21 protein-coding genes are annotated in these 20,685 nt (G+C 71.5%); 12 read left to right on the forward strand and 9 right to left on the reverse strand.

Annotation, left to right across the window (positions count from 1 at the left end):
- Window positions 1–2: 2 nt before the first annotated feature.
- Window positions 3–509: a DoxX family protein gene (locus JNO54_RS06200; protein ID WP_204143109.1), complete on the reverse strand. Its 507-nt coding sequence runs from the start codon at window positions 507–509 to the stop codon at window positions 3–5.
- A gap of 195 nt (window positions 510–704) precedes the next feature.
- Between JNO54_RS06200 and JNO54_RS06205 the strand changes: the two genes are divergently transcribed.
- Together JNO54_RS06205 and JNO54_RS06210 are read left to right on the forward strand one after the other, a co-directional pair.
- Window positions 705–1,577: an SOS response-associated peptidase gene (locus JNO54_RS06205; RefSeq protein WP_204143110.1), complete on the forward strand. Its 873-nt coding sequence runs from the start codon at window positions 705–707 to the stop codon at window positions 1,575–1,577.
- Entirely contained in the window at window positions 1,574–2,221 is a 648-nt protein-coding gene (locus tag JNO54_RS06210) for an alpha/beta hydrolase family protein (protein ID WP_204143111.1), read from the forward strand. Before JNO54_RS06205 ends, JNO54_RS06210 begins: the two co-directional genes overlap by 4 nt.
- On the opposite strand, the gene JNO54_RS06215 is transcribed toward JNO54_RS06210, so the two are convergent.
- Window positions 2,196–3,431 carry a PucR family transcriptional regulator gene (locus JNO54_RS06215; protein WP_204143112.1) on the reverse strand — a complete coding sequence of 412 codons (1,236 nt, stop codon included), beginning with the start codon at window positions 3,429–3,431 and terminating at the stop codon, window positions 2,196–2,198. The two genes, JNO54_RS06210 and JNO54_RS06215, sit on opposite strands and share 26 nt — an antisense overlap.
- 156 nt (window positions 3,432–3,587) lie before the next feature.
- On the opposite strand from JNO54_RS06215, the gene JNO54_RS06220 reads away from it, so the two are divergent.
- Both JNO54_RS06220 and JNO54_RS06225 read left to right on the forward strand, forming a co-directional pair.
- The gene (locus tag JNO54_RS06220; RefSeq protein ID WP_204143113.1) at window positions 3,588–4,706 is read left to right on the forward strand and encodes a ferredoxin reductase; all 1,119 of its coding nucleotides are present in this window, start codon (window positions 3,588–3,590) and stop codon (window positions 4,704–4,706) included.
- On the forward strand, window positions 4,703–5,953 hold the full coding sequence (locus tag JNO54_RS06225; protein WP_204143114.1) for a fatty acid desaturase family protein: 1,251 nt from the start codon (window positions 4,703–4,705) through the stop codon (window positions 5,951–5,953). The genes JNO54_RS06220 and JNO54_RS06225 overlap by 4 nt, the downstream gene beginning before the upstream one ends.
- Window positions 5,954–6,159: 206 nt before the next feature.
- Here the strand turns inward: JNO54_RS06225 and JNO54_RS06230 are convergent, their stop codons facing one another.
- Entirely contained in the window at window positions 6,160–6,975 is an 816-nt protein-coding gene (locus JNO54_RS06230; RefSeq protein ID WP_204143115.1) for a putative endonuclease domain-containing protein, read from the reverse strand.
- 437 nt (window positions 6,976–7,412) lie between these two features.
- On the opposite strand from JNO54_RS06230, the gene JNO54_RS06235 reads away from it, so the two are divergent.
- Genes JNO54_RS06235 through galE form a run of 3 tightly spaced genes read left to right on the forward strand, consistent with a single transcriptional unit; the run spans window position 7,413 to window position 9,422 of the window.
- Window positions 7,413–8,090 (forward strand): sigma-70 family RNA polymerase sigma factor, encoded by a 678-nt coding sequence (locus JNO54_RS06235; RefSeq protein ID WP_372430709.1) that lies wholly within the window; start codon window positions 7,413–7,415, stop codon window positions 8,088–8,090.
- Window positions 8,087–8,389: a mycothiol system anti-sigma-R factor gene (rsrA, locus tag JNO54_RS06240; protein ID WP_307818082.1), complete on the forward strand. Its 303-nt coding sequence runs from the start codon at window positions 8,087–8,089 to the stop codon at window positions 8,387–8,389. The genes JNO54_RS06235 and rsrA overlap by 4 nt, the downstream gene beginning before the upstream one ends.
- 13 nt (window positions 8,390–8,402) lie before the next feature.
- Window positions 8,403–9,422: a UDP-glucose 4-epimerase GalE gene (gene galE / locus JNO54_RS06245; protein WP_204143116.1), complete on the forward strand. Its 1,020-nt coding sequence runs from the start codon at window positions 8,403–8,405 to the stop codon at window positions 9,420–9,422.
- A gap of 64 nt (window positions 9,423–9,486) precedes the next feature.
- On the opposite strand, the gene JNO54_RS15105 is transcribed toward galE, so the two are convergent.
- Window positions 9,487–9,561: a 50S ribosomal protein bL37 gene (locus JNO54_RS15105; protein WP_372430727.1), complete on the reverse strand. Its 75-nt coding sequence runs from the start codon at window positions 9,559–9,561 to the stop codon at window positions 9,487–9,489.
- Between the two features lie 172 nt (window positions 9,562–9,733).
- Between JNO54_RS15105 and JNO54_RS14750 the strand changes: the two genes are divergently transcribed.
- From JNO54_RS14750 to JNO54_RS06255, 3 genes are all read left to right on the forward strand, one after another.
- The gene (locus JNO54_RS14750; protein ID WP_267911236.1) at window positions 9,734–9,868 is read left to right on the forward strand and encodes a hypothetical protein; all 135 of its coding nucleotides are present in this window, start codon (window positions 9,734–9,736) and stop codon (window positions 9,866–9,868) included.
- A 170-nt stretch (window positions 9,869–10,038) separates the two neighbouring features.
- Entirely contained in the window at window positions 10,039–11,265 is a 1,227-nt protein-coding gene (locus JNO54_RS06250; RefSeq protein WP_204143117.1) for an HD-GYP domain-containing protein, read from the forward strand.
- Entirely contained in the window at window positions 11,265–12,536 is a 1,272-nt protein-coding gene (locus JNO54_RS06255; RefSeq protein WP_204143118.1) for an HD-GYP domain-containing protein, read from the forward strand. Before JNO54_RS06250 ends, JNO54_RS06255 begins: the two co-directional genes overlap by 1 nt.
- A gap of 247 nt (window positions 12,537–12,783) precedes the next feature.
- Here JNO54_RS06255 and sodN read toward each other — a convergent pair whose 3' ends face one another.
- The 3 genes from sodN to JNO54_RS06270 are packed head-to-tail and all read right to left on the reverse strand — an operon-like array spanning window position 12,784 to window position 15,574.
- A complete protein-coding gene (sodN, locus tag JNO54_RS06260; protein WP_204143119.1) occupies window positions 12,784–13,185 on the reverse strand; it encodes a superoxide dismutase, Ni in 402 nt (133 codons plus the stop codon).
- A gap of 59 nt (window positions 13,186–13,244) precedes the next feature.
- Complete coding sequence (locus tag JNO54_RS06265; RefSeq protein ID WP_307818083.1) at window positions 13,245–13,619, reverse strand: S24/S26 family peptidase; 375 nt, start codon at window positions 13,617–13,619, stop codon at window positions 13,245–13,247.
- Window positions 13,616–15,574, reverse strand: coding sequence for a zinc-dependent metalloprotease family protein (locus tag JNO54_RS06270; RefSeq protein ID WP_204143121.1), 1,959 nt, complete (start codon window positions 15,572–15,574; stop codon window positions 13,616–13,618). The genes JNO54_RS06265 and JNO54_RS06270 overlap by 4 nt, the downstream gene beginning before the upstream one ends.
- Before the next feature lie 131 nt (window positions 15,575–15,705).
- Here JNO54_RS06270 and JNO54_RS06275 point away from each other — a divergent pair, with 131 nt between their 5' ends.
- Window positions 15,706–16,866 (forward strand): NAD(P)-dependent malic enzyme, encoded by a 1,161-nt coding sequence (locus JNO54_RS06275; RefSeq protein ID WP_204143122.1) that lies wholly within the window; start codon window positions 15,706–15,708, stop codon window positions 16,864–16,866.
- 117 nt (window positions 16,867–16,983) lie between these two features.
- On the opposite strand, the gene JNO54_RS06280 is transcribed toward JNO54_RS06275, so the two are convergent.
- Complete coding sequence (locus tag JNO54_RS06280; protein ID WP_204143123.1) at window positions 16,984–18,270, reverse strand: sulfate adenylyltransferase subunit 1; 1,287 nt, start codon at window positions 18,268–18,270, stop codon at window positions 16,984–16,986.
- Complete coding sequence (gene cysD / locus JNO54_RS06285) at window positions 18,270–19,181, reverse strand: sulfate adenylyltransferase subunit CysD (RefSeq protein ID WP_204143124.1); 912 nt, start codon at window positions 19,179–19,181, stop codon at window positions 18,270–18,272. The genes JNO54_RS06280 and cysD overlap by 1 nt, the downstream gene beginning before the upstream one ends.
- Window positions 19,182–19,356: 175 nt before the next feature.
- Here cysD and JNO54_RS06290 point away from each other — a divergent pair, with 175 nt between their 5' ends.
- Entirely contained in the window at window positions 19,357–20,643 is a 1,287-nt protein-coding gene (locus JNO54_RS06290; protein WP_204143125.1) for a nucleotide sugar dehydrogenase, read from the forward strand.
- Window positions 20,644–20,685 lie beyond the last annotated feature (42 nt).

A 20,685-nucleotide genomic window follows, 5' to 3' on the forward strand; every position in this document is an offset into this window, starting at 1 on the left:
CTTCAGATGGGGAGGGCGTTCTTCGCGTTGGCTGCGGCCAGCTTGGCCTCGAGCTTGGCGGTGTGGGCGGTGCGGCCGACCGAGTCCGCGGCCATGCCGGCGCGATAGGACAGGCCCGGCTTGCCGGCGGTGTCGACCGAGGCGAGGAGCAGGCCGCCCATGAGGCTGAGGTTCTTGAAGAACTGGACCTGCTGGGCCTGCTTCTCGCCCGGGTCGCTGAGGTTCCAGAAGTCGTGCGTCAGCGTCGTCGGGACGAGGGAGGCGAGCAGACCGAGGCTGGAGAGGCGGGGGAGCTTGCCGGTCGCGAGCATGGCGCCGCCGGCGACCATCGCGGCGCCGTTGGCGCGGATGACGGTCTCCATGTCATCGGTCGGGACACCGACCTTCTCGAGGTAGGGCTTGGCGCGGTCGGCGAGCGGCTTGTGACCCTCGGGGTGGCGGATCGCGGCGATGCCACCGCTGATGAAGATGGCCGAGAGCAGGGGGCGGGCGAGACGTCGGACGATCATGATCTTCTCTCTCCTCAGTCGTGGACTGTCGGGCGGAGGGGTCACCCTCCACGCCCGTCCTACCGTAGTTCGTCCGCGCGGGCCCGTGGCCGGGGAGTCCACATCCCTATGCAGCTGGCGCACGGCCGGCGCGTCAGATAGGCCCGCCCCCTCGCGCCGGCCGCCGCCACCGCTCGCGGTCGTAGGGTGGCGGGCATGTGCGGGCGCTACGCGGCCTCGGCCGACATGCAGGAGATCATCGAGGAGCTCGACGTCGACCTCGACCGGACGGGCGAGCCGTCGCGCTCGATCCTCAAGAAGCCGCAGGACCCGCCGGCCGGCAGCCCGGACTGGAACATGGCGCCGACGAAGCAGGCACCGGTCGTGCTCACCCGCCGGCCGAAGGGGGAGGACGTCGCCTCTGCGGACGAAGGTGCCGCTGGCACAGCCCCCGCCGACCCGGCCCGGCAGCTGCGCCTGCTCACCTGGGGCCTCGTCCCGAGCTGGGCGAAGGACCCCGGTGTCGGCATCCGGATGATCAACGCCCGCGCGGAGACGGTCCTCGACAAGCCGGCCTTCGCCAAGGCTGCGGCGACCCGACGGTGCCTCGTACCGGCCGACGGCTGGTACGAGTGGCAGCGCTCGCCGGTCGCCCAGGACAGCAAGGGCAAGCCGCGCAAGCAGCCCTTCTTCATCCACCGGGGCGACGAGGCGCCGCTCGCCTTCGCCGGGCTGTACGAGTTCTGGCGGGACCCGGCTGTCGCCGACGGTGACGACCCCGCGGCCTGGCTGACGACCTTCGCCATCGTGACGACGGCGGCGGACCCCGGCATGGACCGGATCCACGACCGCCAGCCGCTGATCCTCGACGAGGATCGGTGGACGGACTGGCTCGACCCGGACCTCACTGACCCGGGGCACGTGCAGGAGATGCTCGAGTTCGCGCGGCCGGGCCGGTTCGCGGCGTACCCGGTCTCGACCGCGGTCAACGGGTCGGCGAGCAACGGTCCGGGCCTCGTCGAGCCGGTCCCGGTCGAGGATCTGGTCGGCGTCGTCGACCCGGAGACGGGTGAGGTGATCGGCGGTTGAGCCTGCGGCGCAAGGAGATCGAGACCCCGGAGGGTCCGGCCTGGGTGCACCTGTCGCCGCGGGGGTCGGCCGGGTCGCTCGTGCTGACGCACGGCGCCGGCGGCGGGATCGACGCCCCGGACCTCGTCGCGATCACCGACACCATGACGGCGAAGGGGTGGACCGTCGCCCTCGTCGAGATGCCGTGGCGGGTGGCGGGCAAGAAGGTCGCCTCGCCGCCCCCACGCCTCGACGCGGCCTGGGTGCCGATCCTGGCGTCACTGACCAAGGGTCGCTGGGCGCTGCCGCGCCCCCTCGTCGTCGGGGGCCGCAGCGCGGGCGCCCGGGTCGCCTGCCGGACGTGCGGCGAGGTCGGCGCCGATGCTGTGCTGGCGCTGTCCTTCCCGCTCGTGCCGCCGGGCAAGGACGCGTCGAAGAGCCGGGTCCACGAGCTGCTCGTCCCCGTCGAGGCCGGCCTGCCGGTGGCCGTCGTCCAGGGGGTCGGGGACCCCTTCGGGACGGGTGACGACGTGCGAGCAGCGTTGGGCGACAAGGCATCTGGCGTCGCCGTCGCTGACGTTGCCGGGACGCACCGGCTCACCGCTCCGGCCCGTGACGTCGCCCCCGCCGTCGAGAGCTTCAGCGAGGCCCTGACAGTGCGATGAGGATGGCGAGTACCTCATCCGGGTCCTGCAGCCGCTCCCCGAAGAGCTCGCGGATCTGCCCCATCCGGTAGCGCACGGTCTGCGGATGGACGTGCAGCGCCTCGGCGACGAGCTCGCGCCGCCCCTGGAGCAGCAGCCACGCGCGCAGGGTCTCGGAGAGCCGCTCGGCGGTCGCCTCCGGCAGCTCCGCGAAGGGGGCGAGCGTCGCCTCCCGCAGGTCGGCCATGGCCGACCGGTCGGCGGCCAGCACGATCTGGGGCAGGTGCCGGTCGGTGTCGAGCACGTCCTCGGTGCGGGGCAGCGCCCACCCGCGCAGCGCGCGGGCATACGAGCGTCGCGCCCGCTGCCACGGGCGGGCCGGGCCGACGACCGCCTCGCGCCCGGCGAGCACCTCGAGCAGGGTGGCCCGTGCCGCTCCGCCGACGTCGGGCACGAGCAGCAGCGCGATCCCGTCCGGCGGAGTGATCGCACCGGCCGGCAGGTCCTCGACGAGGGTGAGCGTGCGCGGGTCGAGCATCGCGGCGGTGTTGAGCAGCCGGTCGTCCCGGACGAGGACGGCGGTGAGGGTCCGAGGTGGGGTCCAGCGCGCGGTCTCGGCGGCGTCGACGAGCTCGGGCTCGCTCGCCCCGGCGAGCAGGGCGCGGACGAGCCGGTCGAGATGGACCATCCGGGCCCGCTCGCTGCTCTGGGTCTCGGCGTTGTGCCCGGCGACGCTCGCCGCGGACAGCTCGTCGATGTACGTGAAGACGACCTCGGCGAAGCGGCCGAGCGTGCCCGAGTCGACCCCGCGCGCCACGGCGAGCCGGGAGATCTCGCGCCACGACACCCGGGCGCCGACGCGGTAGGCGGAGAGCAGCGCGTCGACGGGGCGGCCCGCGCGGGCCTCCACCCGGCCGAGGTCGCGCGCGGCCTGGACCCCGACACCGATCGCCGTCTCCTCGCCGTCCTGCGGCGGAGCGTCGCGGGCCGCCGCGTCGAGGAAGGAGTCGAGAGAGGTGTGCACGGCCTGCTCGATGACCCGCCCCATCCGCCCCTGGAAGGGCTGGCTGTACGCCGGCACCTCGTTGATGATCGCGGCGACGACGGTCTCGGAGACCTCGGGCAGGTAGGTGCGCAGCGCCGCGGCCGTCTCGCCGTCGAGCGCCAGCTCGGCCGCCTGGGCCGCCGCCCGGCCCGGCCCGAGGTCGGGCTCCCGTGTGCTCCCCGTCATGCGCACCCCTTCGCCTGTCCCGCCAGCTGTGCCCGGGCAAAGTTCACAACTGCCCGGGCAACGTTGGAGGGTTTGTCCTCGGTGAACAATATTGCAGGGTCAACGCTACGCCTGGTTGACAGCGGCGGGGGGATCTTCACCCGAGATGATGGATCTATGACCACCTTCGCGAACCCTCCGGGCACTCCCCTGGCCCGGCTGCGCGCCGGGGCCACCCGGCTCGCCGAGGGGCTGGCCACCCCCTTCGTCCCGGCGGACTACCTCGACATGGTGGCGCCGCTCCGCGCGGGTGCCGACCTGCGGGCCCGGATCGTCGCCATCTCCCCCGAGACCGCCGACGCGGCGACGATCACGCTGCGTCCCGGCCGAGGCTGGGCGGGTCACGTCCCCGGCCAGTACATCCGCATCGGCATCGACATCGACGGGGTGCGCCGCTGGCGGTCCTACTCGCTGACATCGCCGGCGAGCCGCACCGACGGGCTCATCACGATCACCGTCAAGGCGATGGAGGACGGGCTCGTCAGCCGCCACCTCGTGCACCACGCCCGCCCCGGCACGATCGTCATGCTCGACCAGGCGACGGGTGACTTCACCCTCCCGGCGACGCCCCCGGCCAAGATCCTCTTCCTCTCGGGCGGCTCCGGCATCACCCCGATCATGGGGATGCTCCGCAGTCACGACCTCTCCGGCAGCGACGTCGTCCTGCTGCACAGCGCGCCGACCGAGGCCGACGTGATCTTCGCGGCCGAGCTCGCGCAGGAGCGCCCCGGAGTGCGGGTCCTCGTGCGGCACACCGACGCCGAGGGGATGCTCAGCCCGGCGATGCTCGACGAGGTCGTCCCCGACTGGCGTGAGCGGCAGACCTGGGCGTGCGGGCCGACCCCGATGCTCGACGTCTTCGAGGAGCACTACGCGGGGCTCGGGCTCACCGAGTCGATGCATGTCGAGCGGTTCCGTCCGGCTCTCGTGGCCGCGGGCGAAGGGGGATCGGTCACGATCCTCGACCGGGCCCGCCCGGACGCCTCCAAGACCTTCGACGTCGACGGGTCGACGACGATCCTCGACGCGGCCGAGGACAGCGGCGTCCTCATGCGCAGCGGGTGCCGGATGGGCATCTGCATGACCTGCGTGCTCCCCATGACCGACGGCGCCGTCCGCGACCTGCGCAACGGCACCGTCACCGAGACCACGACCGACGAGCCCCCGGTGATGATCCAGCCGTGCATCACGGCCGCCGCCGGTGCCTGCACCATCGAGCAGAAGGACAACTCATGACTGCGACCCTCGAGCGCCCCACGACTCTCCACCACGACGCCGACGCCCGGATCACCGGCGGTCGCGCGGACGAGATCCACACCGTCGTCAACGCGACGCCGAGCCCGATCGACCACCTCACCCCGGAGCAGATCGAGGAGCTCGGCCGCGAGCTCGACGCGATCCGCCAGGAGACGATGGACTCGTGCGGCGAGCGCGAGGCGGCGTACATCCGGCGGATGATCCGCTTCAAGAGCACGCTGGAGATGGGCTCGCGCGGCGTGCTGCTCTTCTCGGGCAACCCGATCGCGTGGGTGCTCGGCACCGCGGGCCTGTCGGTCTCGAAGATCCTCGACAACATGGAGATCGGGCACAACATCATCCACGGCCAGTGGGACTGGATGCGTGACCCGAAGATCCACTCGAGCGTGTGGGAGTGGGACACGGTCTCGCCGGCGGAGCACTGGAAGCACAGCCACAACGAGCTGCACCACACGTACACGAACGTCATCGGCAAGGACAACGACCTCGGCTACGGGATCATGCGGGTCGACGACGCGCAGAAGTGGTACCCCGCCTACCTCCTGCAGCCGGCGCTGAACTTCGTCAACGCGACGTTCTTCGAGTACGGCATCGCGGCGTACGACCTCGAGCTCGGCAAGAACTGGAAGAAGCGCAAGACCGACCCCGCCTTCCGTGCCGAGATGAAGAAGGTCACGAACAAGATCAAGAAGCAGGGACTGCGCGACTACGTGCTGTGGCCGCTGCTGTCGGGCCCGAACTTCCTGCCCTCGCTCGCGGCGAACGCCACGGCCAACGTCGTGCGCAACTACTGGACGCACTCGGTCATCATGTGCGGTCACTTCCCGGCGGGCGTCGAGACCTTCCAGAAGGCCTCGATCGAGGGGGAGACCCGCGGCGAGTGGTACCTGCGTCAGATGCTCGGCTCGGCGAACATCACCGGCGGCAAGCTGACGCACATCATGACGGGCTACCTCAGCCACCAGATCGAGCACCACCTCTTCCCGGACATGCCGAGCATCAAGCTCGCGGAGGTCCAGCCGAAGGTGCGCGCGCTCTTCGAGAAGTACGGCCTCGCGTACGTCGAGGGCCCGCTGCCCAAGCAGGTCCTCTCGGCGTGGTCGGAGATCTGGCGCCTGTCCCGGCCCAACGCGACGAGCTCGGCCCAGACCTTCAAGATCCTCGCGACCCAGGGCATCAAGGGCCTCAAGAAGCGCGCCCGCGCCACCCGGCACATCTACGCCTGATCTCCGGGAGGAAGAGGCGCCCTTCGCCACCCCTGCCCTCCGCCACCCCTGCCCTCCGCCACCCCTGCCCTCCGCCACCCCTTCGCCTACCCATGCCCAGGGGCCCCTATCTGCAACGGATAGGGGCCACTGGGCATGAGCAGGGCGAAGGGGGCGAGCGGGCTGAGGGCGAAGGTGCGGGCGAGGGTGGGGCCGCGGATCGAGTGTCAGAGCAGCACGGACCGCAGCCGTGAGATGAGCTCCGTCGTCCGTGCCGGCCGGGACAGGTGGATCTCGGTCATCTCGATGTAGGTCCAGCCGTTGCGCTCCAGGCGGGCACGGCGATCGCGCTCGTACTGCCAGGCGGTCCGGTCGGTCCGGTGCTGGTCGCCGTCGTACTCGCCCACGACCTTGACGCCGCCCCAGCGCCACGTGAAGTCCGGCTTCGCCAGCCACGTCCCCCAGTCGTCGAAGATGTCGACGTTGAGCTCTGGCTCGGGCAGGCCGTGGTCGTGGAAGAGCAGCCGGGCCTCGGACTCCTTCGGCGACATCGATCCTGGCCGGAGCAGGGGGACGAGCAGCCGGAGCCCGGGGACGCCGTGGACGCCCTTGAGCAGGTCGATCTGGGCCTCGATGTCCTCGCGGGTGACCTGGTGGTCCCGGAGCAGCGCGTCGCCGGCGGCCACCGCGCGGGCCCGTGACAGTCCCCGCGCGACGTCGCACCAGGTGCTGGTGGGCGTGGTCAGACGCAGGCCGTCGGTGACCTGCGTCGGGCGACGTTCGAGGCCGGCATGTCCCTGCACACCACGGCGCGTGATCGGCGGGGCAGCGCTCGCTCGGCAGACGTGGACCGGCGAGATGGGGTTGACCCCCAGCGGCAAGGGCAGTCCGTGCACGTGGGCAGCGGTCGCGTGCGAGAAGGCGCAGTCGCGGGGAAGGACTGCCGTCAGTGCGACGAGCATCGAGCGTTCGCTGAGCTCGACGCCTGGGTCCACACGGATGCCACGGCTGGGGGTGCTGAGGCGGCGGAGCCGGCCGCTCACCCCTTCGCTCCTGGCTGCCGACAGTGCGAACGCGTCGTGAGGCAGCCTTGGCGGCAGCGGCTAAGGTCGTCTTCCCATGCCATCATCACGCCTGGTCTCTGGGCACCTGGCGCTGCGAGCTTCCCGGGTGTGGAGCGCCGACGGTCGCTCGGCCCACCTGTGGATGATCGCCTACCTATGCCTGGTGGCCTCTATTCGACGGAGATTGCAGCCGTTGGGCATGAGTAGGCGAGGGGCGGGGCGAAGGGGAGCGAGGGGGCGAAGGGGGAGTGCCGGCCGGAGGGGGAATGGCCGGGGGAGAGGGGGCGTTGGACGAGTCGTCCCGCCACGACCCCGTCGCGTCGGCCCCGCCGCCGCGACATCACCTGCCAGGAGGTCACCGAGTGCTCGTGCTGCACGCCGTTGACCGCGCCTCCGCCCCGCTAGGCTGGAGCGCGATGACGAAGCCGATGACCCCACCCCTGACCGAGGAGGAGCAGGCGCAGGCCGATGCCAGCGCCGACGTCTCCACCGAGTCGCCCGAGGAGCGCCGCGCCCGCTTCGAGCGTGAGGCGATGCCGCTCCTCGACCAGCTCTACTCCGCGGCCCTGCGCACGACGCGCAACCCCACCGACGCCGAGGACCTCGTCCAGGAGACGTACGCGAAGGCCTTCGCCGCCTTCCACCAGTACAAGCCGGGCACCAACCTCCGCGCCTGGATGTACCGCATCCTCACGAACACCTACATCAACACGTACCGCAAGAAGCAGCGGGAGCCGAAGCAGGCGGACAACCCCGAGGTCGAGGACTACCAGCTGCACCGCGCCGAGCAGCACACCTCCAAGGGCCTGCGCAGCGCCGAGGTCGAGGCGCTCGACCGCATGCCCGACTCCGAGGTCAAGCGGGCCCTGCAGGGCCTGCCCGAGGACTTCCGCATGGCGGTCTACCTCGCCGACGTCGAGGGCTTCGCCTACAAGGAGATCGCCGAGATGATGGGTACCCCCATCGGCACCGTGATGTCCCGCCTGCACCGCGGCCGCCGCCTGCTGCGCGAGACCCTCGCCGAGTACGCCCGTGAGCGCGGCCTCGTCAAGGACGCTCCGGCCAGCGCCGACTCCGAGGGAGGCACGTCGTGAACGATCACGCCCACGACCACGCCGACTGCTCCGAGACGATGTACCGGATCATGGAGTACCTCGACGGCGAGATGACGGAGACCGACATGGTCAAGATCGCCGCGCACCTCGAGGGCTGCCAGCCGTGCCTCGCCGAGCACGACATGGAGATGATGATGAAGGCCCTCGTCAAGCGCTCGTGCGCCTGCGAGGAGGCCCCGGCCACGCTGCGGACCACGATCCTGCAGTCCTTCACGAGCTACTCCACGGGGGACGGCACCGTCGTCGAGGAGTACACCCGCATCCAGTACGACGACTGAGGAGCCGCCACGCATGAGGGTCCTCGTCACCGGCGGCGCCGGCTACATCGGATCGCACACGGCGCTGGCGCTCGTGGCGGCCGGTCACGACGTCGTCGTCGTCGACAACCTCAGCAACGCCAAGCCGTCGGTCATCGGCCGGCTCGAGGAGCTCTCGGGCGCGCACATCCCCTTCCACGCCTTCGACGTGCGGGACACGGACGAGCTCGACCGGCTCTTCGCCGACGAGCCGGTCGACGCGGTGATCCACTTCGCCGGGCTCAAGGCGGTCGGTGAGTCGGTCGAGCAGCCGCTGGCCTACTACGACAACAACATCGGCTCGACCTTGAGCCTCGTGCGGGCGATGGAGCGGGCCGGCGTGAAGCGTCTCGTCTTCAGCAGCTCGGCGACCGTCTACGGCGAGGGCGCCCCGGTCCCGATGACCGAGGACCTCCCGACGTCGGCGACCAACCCCTACGGCTGGTCGAAGGTCATGCAGGAGCAGATCCTCACCGACGTCGCGGCGGCGACCGAGGGCTTCCAGGTCGCGCTGCTGCGCTACTTCAACCCCGTGGGGGCGCACGCGTCCGGCCGGATCGGTGAGGACCCGCAGGGCATCCCCAACAACCTCATGCCCTTCGTCGCCCAGGTGGCGGTCGGTCGCCGTGAGCGGCTGAGCGTCTTCGGCGGCGACTACGAGACCGCGGACGGCACGGGGGAGCGCGACTACATCCACGTCGTCGACCTCGCCGAGGGCCACGTCGCCGCGCTCGAGCACCTCGCGGCGCACCCCGAGGTCGGCGCCCGCGCCTGGAACCTCGGCACCGGCCGGGGCACCTCGGTCCTCGAGATGGTCAAGGCCTTCGAGGCGGCGAGCGGTCGCGAGATCCCCTACGCCATCGTCGACCGCCGTCCGGGCGACCTGCCGGTCGTCTACGCCGACACGACCCGCGCGGCTGACGAGCTGGGCTGGCGCACGAGCCGGACCGTCGAGGACATGTGCGCCGACACCTGGCGCTGGCAGTCCGCGAACCCCCAGGGCTACCCCGGATAGGACATGACGAAGGGGTACCCGCTGGCGGGTACCCCTTCGTCGTCTCCCGTAGCGGGAGCGGTCGTCAGGCGTTGGGCCTGCGGCCGTGGTTGGCGGCCTTGCCCTTGCGGGAACGGCGCTTGCGCCCACGCTTGCTCATGCGGTCCTCCTCGTGGTCGTCGGTCGGGCCTGAGCCCGTGCAGCGACCCATCTTCCCATACCCTGCGGGCGCCCCGTGTGGCACGATAGGCACCGGTCAGGGTTCGCCGACGAGCGGTGCAGCCTCGATGGCCCCCGGCATCGCCGGGAGATCTGAAAGGTGAGGTGTGCAGGTGAAGCGCAAGCTCATTGCTGTCATGGTCGCCACCGCGGCTCTCATCGGTGGCGCCGCCGCCGCGGCCCAGGCTGCTGACTCCGGGGACGCCTCGGCGAAGGTGTCCGTCGTCCGCGGCTTCGACTGGCTCTGACCTCTCCCGGCGCGGACCCCCGGTCCGCGACCGCGCAGTCGTCACGCACGGCGTCGGGCTTCCTCGTCCTCCTCGGGGCGGGGGCGCTCGGCGCCTTCGTCCTTGCCCTGGGGCGGTGGGGGCTGCCCACACCGCTGACGTCGCTCGGCGCGCTGCTGGCCCTCTCGCTCATGGCCCAGCTGGCTCCGGCCACCTCGATCCGGCATGTGTCGATCCTGCTGCACTCCGTCGTCTTCCTCGCGGCGGTCCCGCTCGTCTCCCCCGCGGGTGCGATGCTCGCGCACGCGGTGCCGAGCCTGTGGCGCTACCGCCACCTCCCCTCGCGTGCGGTCTTCAACGCCGCGGCCCCGGTGCTCGCCGTCCTCGTCGGCTCGCTGCTCGCGGAGCTGCTCACCGGTGGGCGCCCGGTCTTCGGCAGCAGCCCCGGGGACCTCGCGCTCGACCTCACGATCCTCACCGTCGTGGCGGGCGTGCTCAACGCCGGTCTGCTCTCGACGGTCCTGCTCCTCACGGAGGGCACCCCGGTCACGACCACCCTGCGGGGGCTGGCCCCGCAGATCACGCCGGCCTACCTCGGCTACGGCCTGGGCGCCTACCTGCTCGTGCTCCTGTGGGACACGGTCGGCCTCGGGCTCGTCGCGGTCGTGCTGCTCCTGCCGAGCCTGCTCGTCGCCCAGTGGGGGCTGCTCCAGCACGCCCGCGAGCACGAGCTCTCGGAGGTCATGCTGCGCGGCCTCGTCGAGGCGCTCGACATCCGCTCGCCGGGCGCCCGGGCCGACAGCGAGCTGAGCGCCCGGGTCGCCACCGCCGTCGCGGAGCACCTCCACCTGCCGGTCCGCGAGGTCGAGGCGGTGGCTGCCGCGGCGCGGCTGCACGACATCGGCATGCTCGCCCTCGACGGCTCCCGGCTCGACGAGGTGATCGACGGGACGGAGGTCCACCGCGACCACGACGCCCTGACCAGGCACCCGCGGGTGGGCGCCGACCTCCTCGGCGAGGTGAGCCCCCTGCGTGCCTCGTTGCCCGCGGTCCGCGCCCACCACGAGCTGTGGGACGGCAGCGGCTACCCGGCGGGGACCGCCGGCACGCAGATCCCGCTCGGGGCGCGGATCGTCACGCTCGCCGACGCGTGGGTCACCCTCGTCCAGCCGCGGCACGGGGTCGCGTTGGGCACCGAGGAGGCCGTCCGGCGGTGCGAGGAGCTTGCCGGCTCGGCCCTCGACCCGCGCTGCGTCACCGCCCTGCGCGGGGTCCACGCCCGTTACCCGGACCTGCTCGAGGCCGTCGCGGACCCCTCCGCCCTCGCGCGGCGGGAGCCGGTCGAGGGCTGGGTGCCGAACGACCAGGCCGACCCGGCGATGACCCACTGGGTGGCTCGTCAGGCGGAGCTCGACTGATGGCCGCCCCACGGCTCGCGCTGCGCCCCGCCGTCGTCATCGGCGTCGCCGCGCTCGTCCTGCTCTGGGCGCTCCTCTCGTCGGCGACCCTCGACCGCGGGCAGGGGTGGTTCGTCCTCGTCTGCCTCGTGAGCATCGTCGTCGGCGAGGTCGTGCTGGCGCTGCGGGTCTCGCGGAGCACGGCCCCGATCTCGACCGGTGCGGCGACCGCGCTGGTCATGACCCCGACCTCCGCCCCGGACGGCTTCGCGTCGGCGGGGGAGGTCATCGGGGTCGTCGGCCTGGCCTTCGCCGGGAGCCTGGTCGTCGGCGCGCTCCTCGCGCGGTGGCGCGGCGGTCGGGTCTCCGTCGTCGGCGTGTGCGCGCGCTTCCTCGGGGCGGCGGCGACAGCGCTCGCCTGCCGGGGGATCGGGACGGGGGAGCACGAGCATCTCCTCGAGTGGATCTGGCGGGACGGGCTCTCCCGGCCGGTGGCGGCCGCGCTGCTCGTCCTCGCGGCGATGCTCGGCTGGGTCGTCGAGCGGGCGGCGCACGTCGTGGGTGCCGGGGCGATGCTCGGGGAGGAGGGCGTGGTCGCCGGGCGGGGCCCGGTCCTCGACTCCGCGGCGAGCGGCGCGATCGTTGCGTCGGCGCCGATCGTCGCGCTGAGCTATCCCGCCCTCGGGATGCTCGCGCTCCCGCTCTACCTGCTGCCGATCGCGCTCGTGCTCTTCTCCGTCAGGCGCTACCTCGCGGCGCAGCGCGCGCAGCGAGAGACGCTGCTCGCGATCTCGGCGCTGCCGGTCGTCGCGGGCCAGGGCCGGCCGGGTCATGCCCGCCGGGTCGCGGACCTGTCGGTGGCAGTGGCACGCTGCCTCGGGCTGCGGTCCTCGCAGCTGCGCTCGGTCGAGCGGGTGGCGCTGCTGCACGACGTCGGCCAGGTCGGTCTGCTCGTCCCGCTCGAGCACGGCCGGACGATCGACGCGTCGCCGCAGACGGTCGAGGTCATGGCCGCGGCGTCGCGGCGGGTGGCGCGGGCGGCGATGGGCGCCCCGGACCTCGCCGAGGTCATCGCGTCGGTGCACACGCCCTACCGGCGGCGCCACGAGCGGGGTGAGGACCTGCCGGTCGAGGCGCGGATCGTCAAGGTGGTCAACGCCTTCGACGACCTCACCGAGGGCGCGCAGGGCCGCCGGGTCACCGAGCTCGCGCTCGAGCGGCTGCACCTCGGTCTGGGCTATGAGTACGACCCGGCGGTCGTGGCGGCGCTCGAGGAGGTCCTGAGCCACTGAGTCACGCAGGCCGGGCCGGGTCGAGGTATCAGCGACCGCTCAGCGGGTCGGATCTACCTCGACCGCGGAGGGGGCTGATCCGACTCGAGGTATCAGCGACCGCTCAGCCGGTCGGGTTTACCTCGACCGCGGCGAAGGGGGGGGGAGGAGGGGGGGGCGCGGCGAAGGGGGGACGGCGAAGGGGGGACGCCGAAGGGGGTGGGTCCGGGAGATCCCGGCCCACCCCCTTCGCCCGGGGCACGCGGCGTCAGGCCTGCTTGGTCTCCTTGAAGATCTTGTCGATCTCGTCGATCTTCGCGAGGAGCTCGTCGGCCTTGGCCTCGTCGAACTCGCCCTTGGTGCCGCTGGCGCCGGCGAGCTTGGTGGCCTCGTTGAAGAGGGTGTGCAGGTTCGGGTACTTCTCGAAGTGCGGCGGCTTGAAGTAGTCGGTCCACAGCACCCAGAGGTGGTGCTTCACGAGCTCGGAGCGCTGCTCCTTGATGAGCACCGCACGGGCGCGGAAGTCGGGGTCGTCGTTGTCGGCGACCTTCTTGATGATGGCCTTGACCGACTCGGCCTCGATGCGGGCCTGGGCGGGGTCGTAGACGCCGCACGGCAGGTCGCAGTGGGCGCTGACGGTCTCGATGGTGAAGAGGTCACGGATGCGCATGTCTCGCCTTCCTGATGGGGGACTGGGTCCATTGGCCAACCTAACGGGTCGGGGTCCGGTCAGTGCACCCGCCTCGGGCCCCATCTGCCCTTCCTGCGACTGATGCGCAAGAGGACCCGGCCGCGGACCGCGTCGTCGGCCAGCGACCCGACGGTCGGGTCGAAGGAGGTCACGCCCGCGCCGGGGTTGTCGCTGTCGATCCACCACCGGGCAGGGTCGTCCGGGTCGCGTCCGGTGACGCGCTTCACGGCGCGGGGGCGGGGGCGCCCGTGGCCGTCCGCGGGCAGGTCGCAGACGACGACGTCGCCGGCGCGCACGGCCCGTCCGAGCCGGGTGACGAGCAGCAGGTCGCCGGCGTGCAGCGTCGGCTCCATCGAGCGGCCGCTTACGCGGACGAGGGCGAAGGGGGGTCCCCCCGGCGTCGTCGGCGTCACCGGGCGATGAGGCCGGCCGCGGTGGTCCGGGCGCCGGAGACGTACCCGGTGCGCCGTGCCTGGACGCGGGCGTGGACCCGCTTGCCGGCGTCGCGGGAGGTGAGCCGGTAGCGCTTGCCGGTCGCGCCGGTGATCACCGTGCCGTTGCGGTACCAGGTGTAGCGATAGCTCGTGGCCGTGGGCGTCCAGGCGCCGTGGGTGATCGCGAGGGTGTGGCCCACGCGTCGGGTGCCGGTGAGCGTGGGTCGCGTCGCGAGGTACATGGGGATGCCGGTGCTCGCGCTCTTGGCGTGCTTGGTGGTGAAGCCGCTGCGCGAGGCGGTGACCCGGACGTGGAGATACCGCCCGGCGTCGGACCTCGTGGGGGTGTAGGTGGCGCGGGTGGCCCCGGAGATCGCGGTGCTGCCGCGGTACCACCGGTAGCTGTAAGAGGTCGGCGTGGGGTTCCACGTGCCGGGGCGGGCGGTGAGGAGCTGCCCGACGCCGCGGGTGCCCGTGATCGAGGGGTTGGTGAGGGTGACGAAGGCGTCGCCGCGCACGCTCGTGATGTCGACGACGGCCTCGGTGCTCGTCGTCGAGACGGTGCGTACGACGAGGTGCCCGTCGTAGGTGCGCACCGACCGTCCGGGGGTGAGGGCCTGGGTGTGGTCGAAGGTCCCGGAGGGGGTGGGGTCGAGCAGGACGGTGTTGCCGTCGGGGCCGCGGCGCAGGACGCGCACGCCGGTGGACTGCTCCTGGGTGTTGTACCGGTCCCGTCCGGCCCGGGTGCGGTACTCGACCCAGTAGCGCACGCGGGTGCGGTCGTTGAGGACGGAGACGGCGCGCATCCCGGTGCGTCCGGCGAGGGGCCGCAGGGTGACCCGGGTGGTGCGCCCGACCGGCACGGACGTCGCGGCGCCGCGCTCGAGCAGGCCGAGGGAGAGGGCCTGGGGGCTGGAGAGCATCGGGCTCGGCAGGTTGGTCATGGGGGTGGTCGAGTCGTCGAAGAGGTCGGCGCTCATGATGTCCTGCCCGTCGCCGTACTCCCACTCGGTGCAGCCGGTGGGCCACCACCCGCGGCTGATCGGGGCGTCCTGGGCCTTGGTGCGGCAGGTCAGCAGGTTGCTGTGGCCGAGCGACATGTTGTGCCCGATCTCGTGGGCGAGGACGTCGGGGGAGGTGCCCTGGACGTAGGCGTACCCCGCGCTGCCGAGCCCGACCCCGATGGTCGCCTGCCCGTAGGCGCAACCGAGGCTCTCGGGGAGGAGGTCGGGGAGCACGAGGAGGAGGGTGCTGTTGGCGGTCTCGGTCCAGCCGGTGCGCTGGACGGCCTCGTCCCACAGGGCGAAGGGGTCGTCGCAGGTGTGCGCGGAGCGGTAGCGGGGGGCGATGGTCGCGACCCGCAGGCCGATGGTCTCGCGGGAGTTGTCGCGCCAGAAGCGGTCGGCGGCGGTGACCTGGGCGGTGATGGCCTCCTCGCTCGCGGGGGAGGCGGTGGCTCCCTTGGGGGTGACGTTGACGATGGTGAGGGCCCGTGCGGTGGGGTCGACCTCGGGGGGCTCGGTCGTGGCGACGACGTCGGTGACCTCGAGGGGGGCGGTGCCGGGGGAGGTGGCCTCGGCGGTCGTCGCGGCGGCGAGCTCGGCGGGGGAGTCGGCGGCGTCGGTGTCGACGGCGTCGGGGACGGCGACGTCGAGGGTGACGGTGCTGCCGGGGGCGATGTGGGCGACGGCGTCGGTCTCGACGGGCACGAGGCGACCCTTGACGCGCAGGGCGGCGTGGGCCGGGCCGTGGGTCGCCACGCGGGGACGCTTGTCCGGTCGGGGCTCGACGACGGTGGTCAGCAGGGTGCCGGTGAGGCGGACCTCGGGCGCGGCCGAAGGGGTGCCTGCCTGGGCTGCCGTGGGGCCGGTGACCCCGACGACGGCGGCGACGATGCCGGCGACGGTGGCGCCCAGAGCGGTGCGGACTGTCATGCTGCCCCCTGGGGAGGATCGCGTGACGTGGCCGCCGCCCGGAGCGGCCCTGCGCTGCTCCGGGAGCAGGCTACGCCGCGGCCGGTGGACCGGCCACCGGATCTCGCCGATCTTGTGCAAAGATCGACGCCGTGACTCAGCCCGGTACCCCTTCGTCGTACGACCTCACCGCGCCGCAGTTCGTGGCTCACGAGGGCGGCAAGGTCGAGGTACGGGCGACCAAACCCCTTCGTGACGCCCACGACCTCTCCCTGCTCTACACGCCGGGCGTGGCGGACGTGTGCCTGGCGATCGCGGAGGACCCGAGCCTGTCGCGGCGCTACACGGCGCGCAACAATACGGTCGCGGTCGTCTCGGACGGCACGGCGGTGCTGGGCCTCGGTGACATCGGCCCGCTCGGCGCGATGCCGGTCATGGAGGGCAAGGCGGTCCTCTTCAAGCACTTCGCGGGGGTCGACGCGGTGCCGATCACGCTGGAGTCGGGCTCGGTCGACGAGCTCGTCGACGCGATCGCGCGGCTGGCCCCGAGCTTCGGCGGGATCAACCTCGAGGACATCTCGGCGCCGCGGTGCTTCGACATCGAGCGCAAGCTCCGGGAGCGGCTCGACATCCCGGTCTTCCACGACGACCAGCACGGCACGGCGATCGTCGCGCTCGCGGGCCTCATCAACGCGTGCCGCGTCGTGGGTCGTGAGCTGAGCGACCTCAAGGTCGTCGTCGGCGGCGCCGGTGCGGCCGGTGTCGCGGTGACCGAGCTCTTCATGCTCGCGGGCGTGCAGGACGTCATCGTGGCGGACTCGCGCGGCATCATCGAGCCGGGCCGGGCCGACCTCGTGGCGCACAAGGAGCGGCTTGCCGCGACGACGAACCCGCGTGGCCTGAGCGGCTCGCTCGGCGATGCGCTCGTCGGTGCCGACGTCTATGTCGGTGTCTCGGGCGGCACGGTCCCCGAGGAGCAGGTCGCCTCGATGGCGGAGGGGCCGATCATCTTCGCCCTGGCGAACCCCAACCCCGAGGTGCACCCGGACGTCGCGCACAAGTACGCGTCGGTCGTGGCGACGGGGCGCAGCGACTTCCCGAACCAGATCAACAACGTCCTCGCCTTCCCCGGCATCTTCCGCGGGGCGCTCGACGCGGGTGGCGTGCAGATCACCGAGGAGATGAAGCTCGCGGCGGCTCGCGCGATCGCCGATCTCGTCGAGGAGCCGAAGCCCGACCTCATCATCCCCCCGGTCTTCCAGGAGGGTGTGGCCGAGGCGGTCGCGGCGGCGGTCGCCGCTCACGCCGGCTGAGGACCCCAGTCGTGCTGGTCGAGGTGCGAGGAGCTCTGCGACGAGCCTCGAGGCCCCTCAAGCCTCTTGGTGGTCGAGGTGCGAAGGCCCTCCAGGGCCTGAGCCTCGAGACCAGCGTCAGATCGAGTACTCGAGCCCGTGGGTCCCCTCGATCATCCCGGCGCCGACGGTGCCGCCGGTGGCCGGGTCGATGAGGATGAAGGATCCGGTGACCCGCTGCTCGCGGTAGGGGTCGACGACGACGGGCTGTGACAGGCGCAGCGAGACCGTGCCGATCTCGTTGAGCCCGAGCTCCTCCGCGCTACCGTCACGATCGAGCGTATTGATGTCGACCTTGGCGTTGACCCCGTCGACGATCGCGCGCACGGTGCGGGTGGTGTGCTTGAGCAGCAGCTTCTGCCGGGAGTGCAACGCACCCGTGGCCATCCAGCACACGGTCGCAGTGAGCTCGCGGGTGACCGCGGGCGGGTGCTCGACGTCGGCGACGAGGTCGCCGCGGGAGACGTCGATGTCGCCGGCCAGGCGCAGCACGACGGACTGCGAGGTCGTCGCGCGCTCGTGCTCCTGCCCGAGGGTGTCGATGCCGGCGATCGTGCTGCGCATGCCGCTGGGCAGGACGACGACCTCCTGCCCGACCTCGAAGGTGCCACCCTCGACCCGGCCGGCGTAGCCGCGGTAGTCGCGGTGCTCGCCGGTCTGCGGGCGGATGACGTACTGGACGGGGAAGCGCGCGCCGGCGGATCCCCCTTCGCGCCCACGGACGCTGGCGACGGTCTCGAGGTGGGCGAGCAGGCTGCCGCCCTCGAACCACGGGGTCTCCTCGCTGGGCTCGACGACGTTGTCGCCGATCAGGGCGCTGATGGGGAAGGCGGAGATCTCCGGCACGCCGAGCCGGTCGGTGAAGTCGCGGAAGTCCTTCTCGATCGTCTCGAAGACGCCCTGGTCGTAGCCGACGAGGTCCATCTTGTTGACGACGAGCGCGACGTGCGGCACCTGGAGAAGCGAGAGGAGCACGGTGTGCCGGCGGGACTGCTCGGTCAGGCCGTGGCGGGCGTCGACGAGGACGAGCCCGAGGTCGGCGGTCGAGGCGCCGGTGACCATGTTGCGCGTGTACTGCGCGTGGCCGGGGGTGTCGGCGAGGATGAACTTGCGCTTGGGCGTCGCGAAGTAGCGGTAGGCGACGTCGATGGTGATGCCCTGCTCTCGCTCGCTGCGCAGGCCGTCGGTGAGCAGCGCGAGGTCGGTGTGGTCGTGGCCCTTGGCCTTGCTCGTCGCCTCGACGGCCTCGAGCTGGTCCTCGAAGATCGCCTTGGAGTCGAGCAGCAGCCGCCCGATGAGCGTCGACTTACCGTCGTCGACGGAACCTGCGGTGGCCACGCGCAGTAGCCCGAGATCGGTACCCATCAGAAGTACCCCTCCTTCTTGCGGTCCTCCATGGCGGCCTCGCTGAAGCGGTCGTCGCCACGGGTGGCGCCTCGCTCGGTGAGTCGCGCAACAGAGATCTCGTCAATGATCTGCTTGACCGTGCTGGCGTCGGAGTCCACGCACCCGGTGAGGGTGAGGTCGCCGACGGTGCGGAAGCGCACCTGCCGCTCGGTCACCTCCTCACCGGGACGAAGGGGGTTGTGCTCGCTCTCGGACAGAAGCATCCCGTCACGCTCGAAGACCCGGCGGCGGTGGGAGTAGTAGATCTCGGGGATGTCGAGCTCCTCGCGGGCGATGTACTGCCAGATGTCGAGCTCGGTCCAGTTGCTCAGCGGGAAGACGCGCATGTGCTCGCCCTCGTGGATGCGCCCGTTGTAGAGCGACCACAGCTCGGGGCGCTGGTTCTTCGGGTCCCACTGGCCGAAGTCGTCGCGGTGGGAGTAGATGCGCTCTTTGGCGCGGGCCTTCTCCTCGTCGCGGCGGCCGCCGCCGAAGGCCGCGGTGTAGCCCCGCTCCTCGATGGCGTGAAGCAGGGTGCCGATCTGCAGCCGGTTGCGCGAGGTCTTGCCGTCGTCGACGACGATGCCGTCGGCGATCGCCTGCTCGACGGAGGCGACGTGCAGCTCGATGCCGAGCCGCTCGACCCAGCGGTCGCGGGTCGCGAGCACCTCGGGGAAGTCGAAGCCGGTGTCGACCTGGAGGAGTCCGAAGGGGATCCGTGCCGGCGCGAAGGCCCGCTCTGCCAGCCGGAGCATGACAATGGAGTCCTTGCCGCCGCTGAACATCAGGACGGGGCGCTCGAGCTCTGCGGCGACCTCGCGGATGATGTGGATCGACTCGCTCTCGAGGACGTCGAGGTGCGTCAGGGCGGCCGGGGGGGCTGCGGGCACGGTGGAACCTCTCGTCGGTGGACCGCTGAAGCATAACTAGTTGTTATGTATGTCCAAACCAGGTCCCAGGTGTCGGACATGAAAGCCCGCGGTGCGGTCCGTCCGTCTCACTCTCGTTATGCTTCGGGGGGTCCCGGCAAGCGAGGGCCGCACACCCTCCTAGGAGATCAAGCACGTGGCTTCTGCGCTTCCGTCCCAGGTCCACCTTGGCGTCATCGGCCTCGGCTACGTGGGACTGCCCCTGGCGGTCTCCTTCGCCAAGCACTTCCCGGTAACTGGCTTCGACATCAACCAGCGGCGGGTCGACGAGCTCAGCCAAGGCATCGATCGGACCCTCGAGGTGGAGTCAGACGAGCTCAAGGCGGCCACGCATCTGACCGTCAGCACGGACCCGGCCTCGCTCGAGGCGGTCAACGTCTTCGTCGTCACGACACCGACTCCGATCGACGAGCACCGCCAGCCCGACCTGACCCCGCTTCTGTCCGCGACGCGCACCGTCGCCGCCGCGCTGCGCCCCGGTGACGTTGTCATCTATGAGTCGACCGTCTACCCCGGTGCGACCGAGGAGGACTGCGTCCCGCTGCTCGAGGAGCTCAGCGGGCTGACCTTCAACGAGGACTTCTACGTCGGCTACAGCCCCGAGCGCATCAACCCGGGCGACAAGGAGCACCGCTTCGAGACCATCACCAAGGTGACCTCGGGCTCCACCCCCGAGGCCGGTCGCTTCGTCGACGACCTCTACAAGAGCGTCGTCACCGCCGGCACCCACCTCGCCAGCTCGATCAAGGTCGCCGAGGCGGCCAAGGTCATTGAGAACACCCAGCGTGACGTCAACATCGCCCTCATCAACGAGCTGGCCCTAATCTTCAACCGCCTGGGCATCGACACCCTCGACGTCCTCGAGGCTGCTGGCACGAAGTGGAACTTCCTGCCCTTCCGCCCGGGCCTGGTCGGCGGCCACTGCATCGGCGTCGACCCCTACTACTTGACGCACAAGGCGCAGTCGATCGGTTACAACCCCGAGGTCATCCTCGCCGGTCGCCGTCTGAACGACTCGATGGGACAGTACGTCGCGGACCAGCTGATCTCCTCCATGATCCGCAACAAGGTCGACGTGCGGGACGCGAAGGTCCTGGTACTGGGGCTCACCTTCAAGGAGAACACCCCGGACCTGCGCAACACCCGGGTCATCGACATCGTCGAGCACTTGCAGGACTTCGGCCTCGAGATCGACGTCCACGACCCGTGGGCGGACGCCGACGAGGCAAAGCACGAGTACGGGATCGACCTCGTGGCAGAGCCGGCGAAGGGGGCGTACCAGGGCATCGTGCTCGCGGTCGCCCACAACATCTTCCGTGACCTGGGTGCGGACCAACTGTGCGCCTACGGTGACCCCGGGGCGCACGCCATCTACGACCTCAAGGGTCTGCTCCCCAGCGACGCGACGGACGGTCGTCTCTAGTATCGCGTCCGTCGTGGTACCGCCTGAGGAAGAGGGAGCCTT

The organism is Janibacter endophyticus, assembly GCF_016888335.1.
Taxonomy (GTDB): domain Bacteria; phylum Actinomycetota; class Actinomycetes; order Actinomycetales; family Dermatophilaceae; genus Marihabitans; species Marihabitans endophyticum.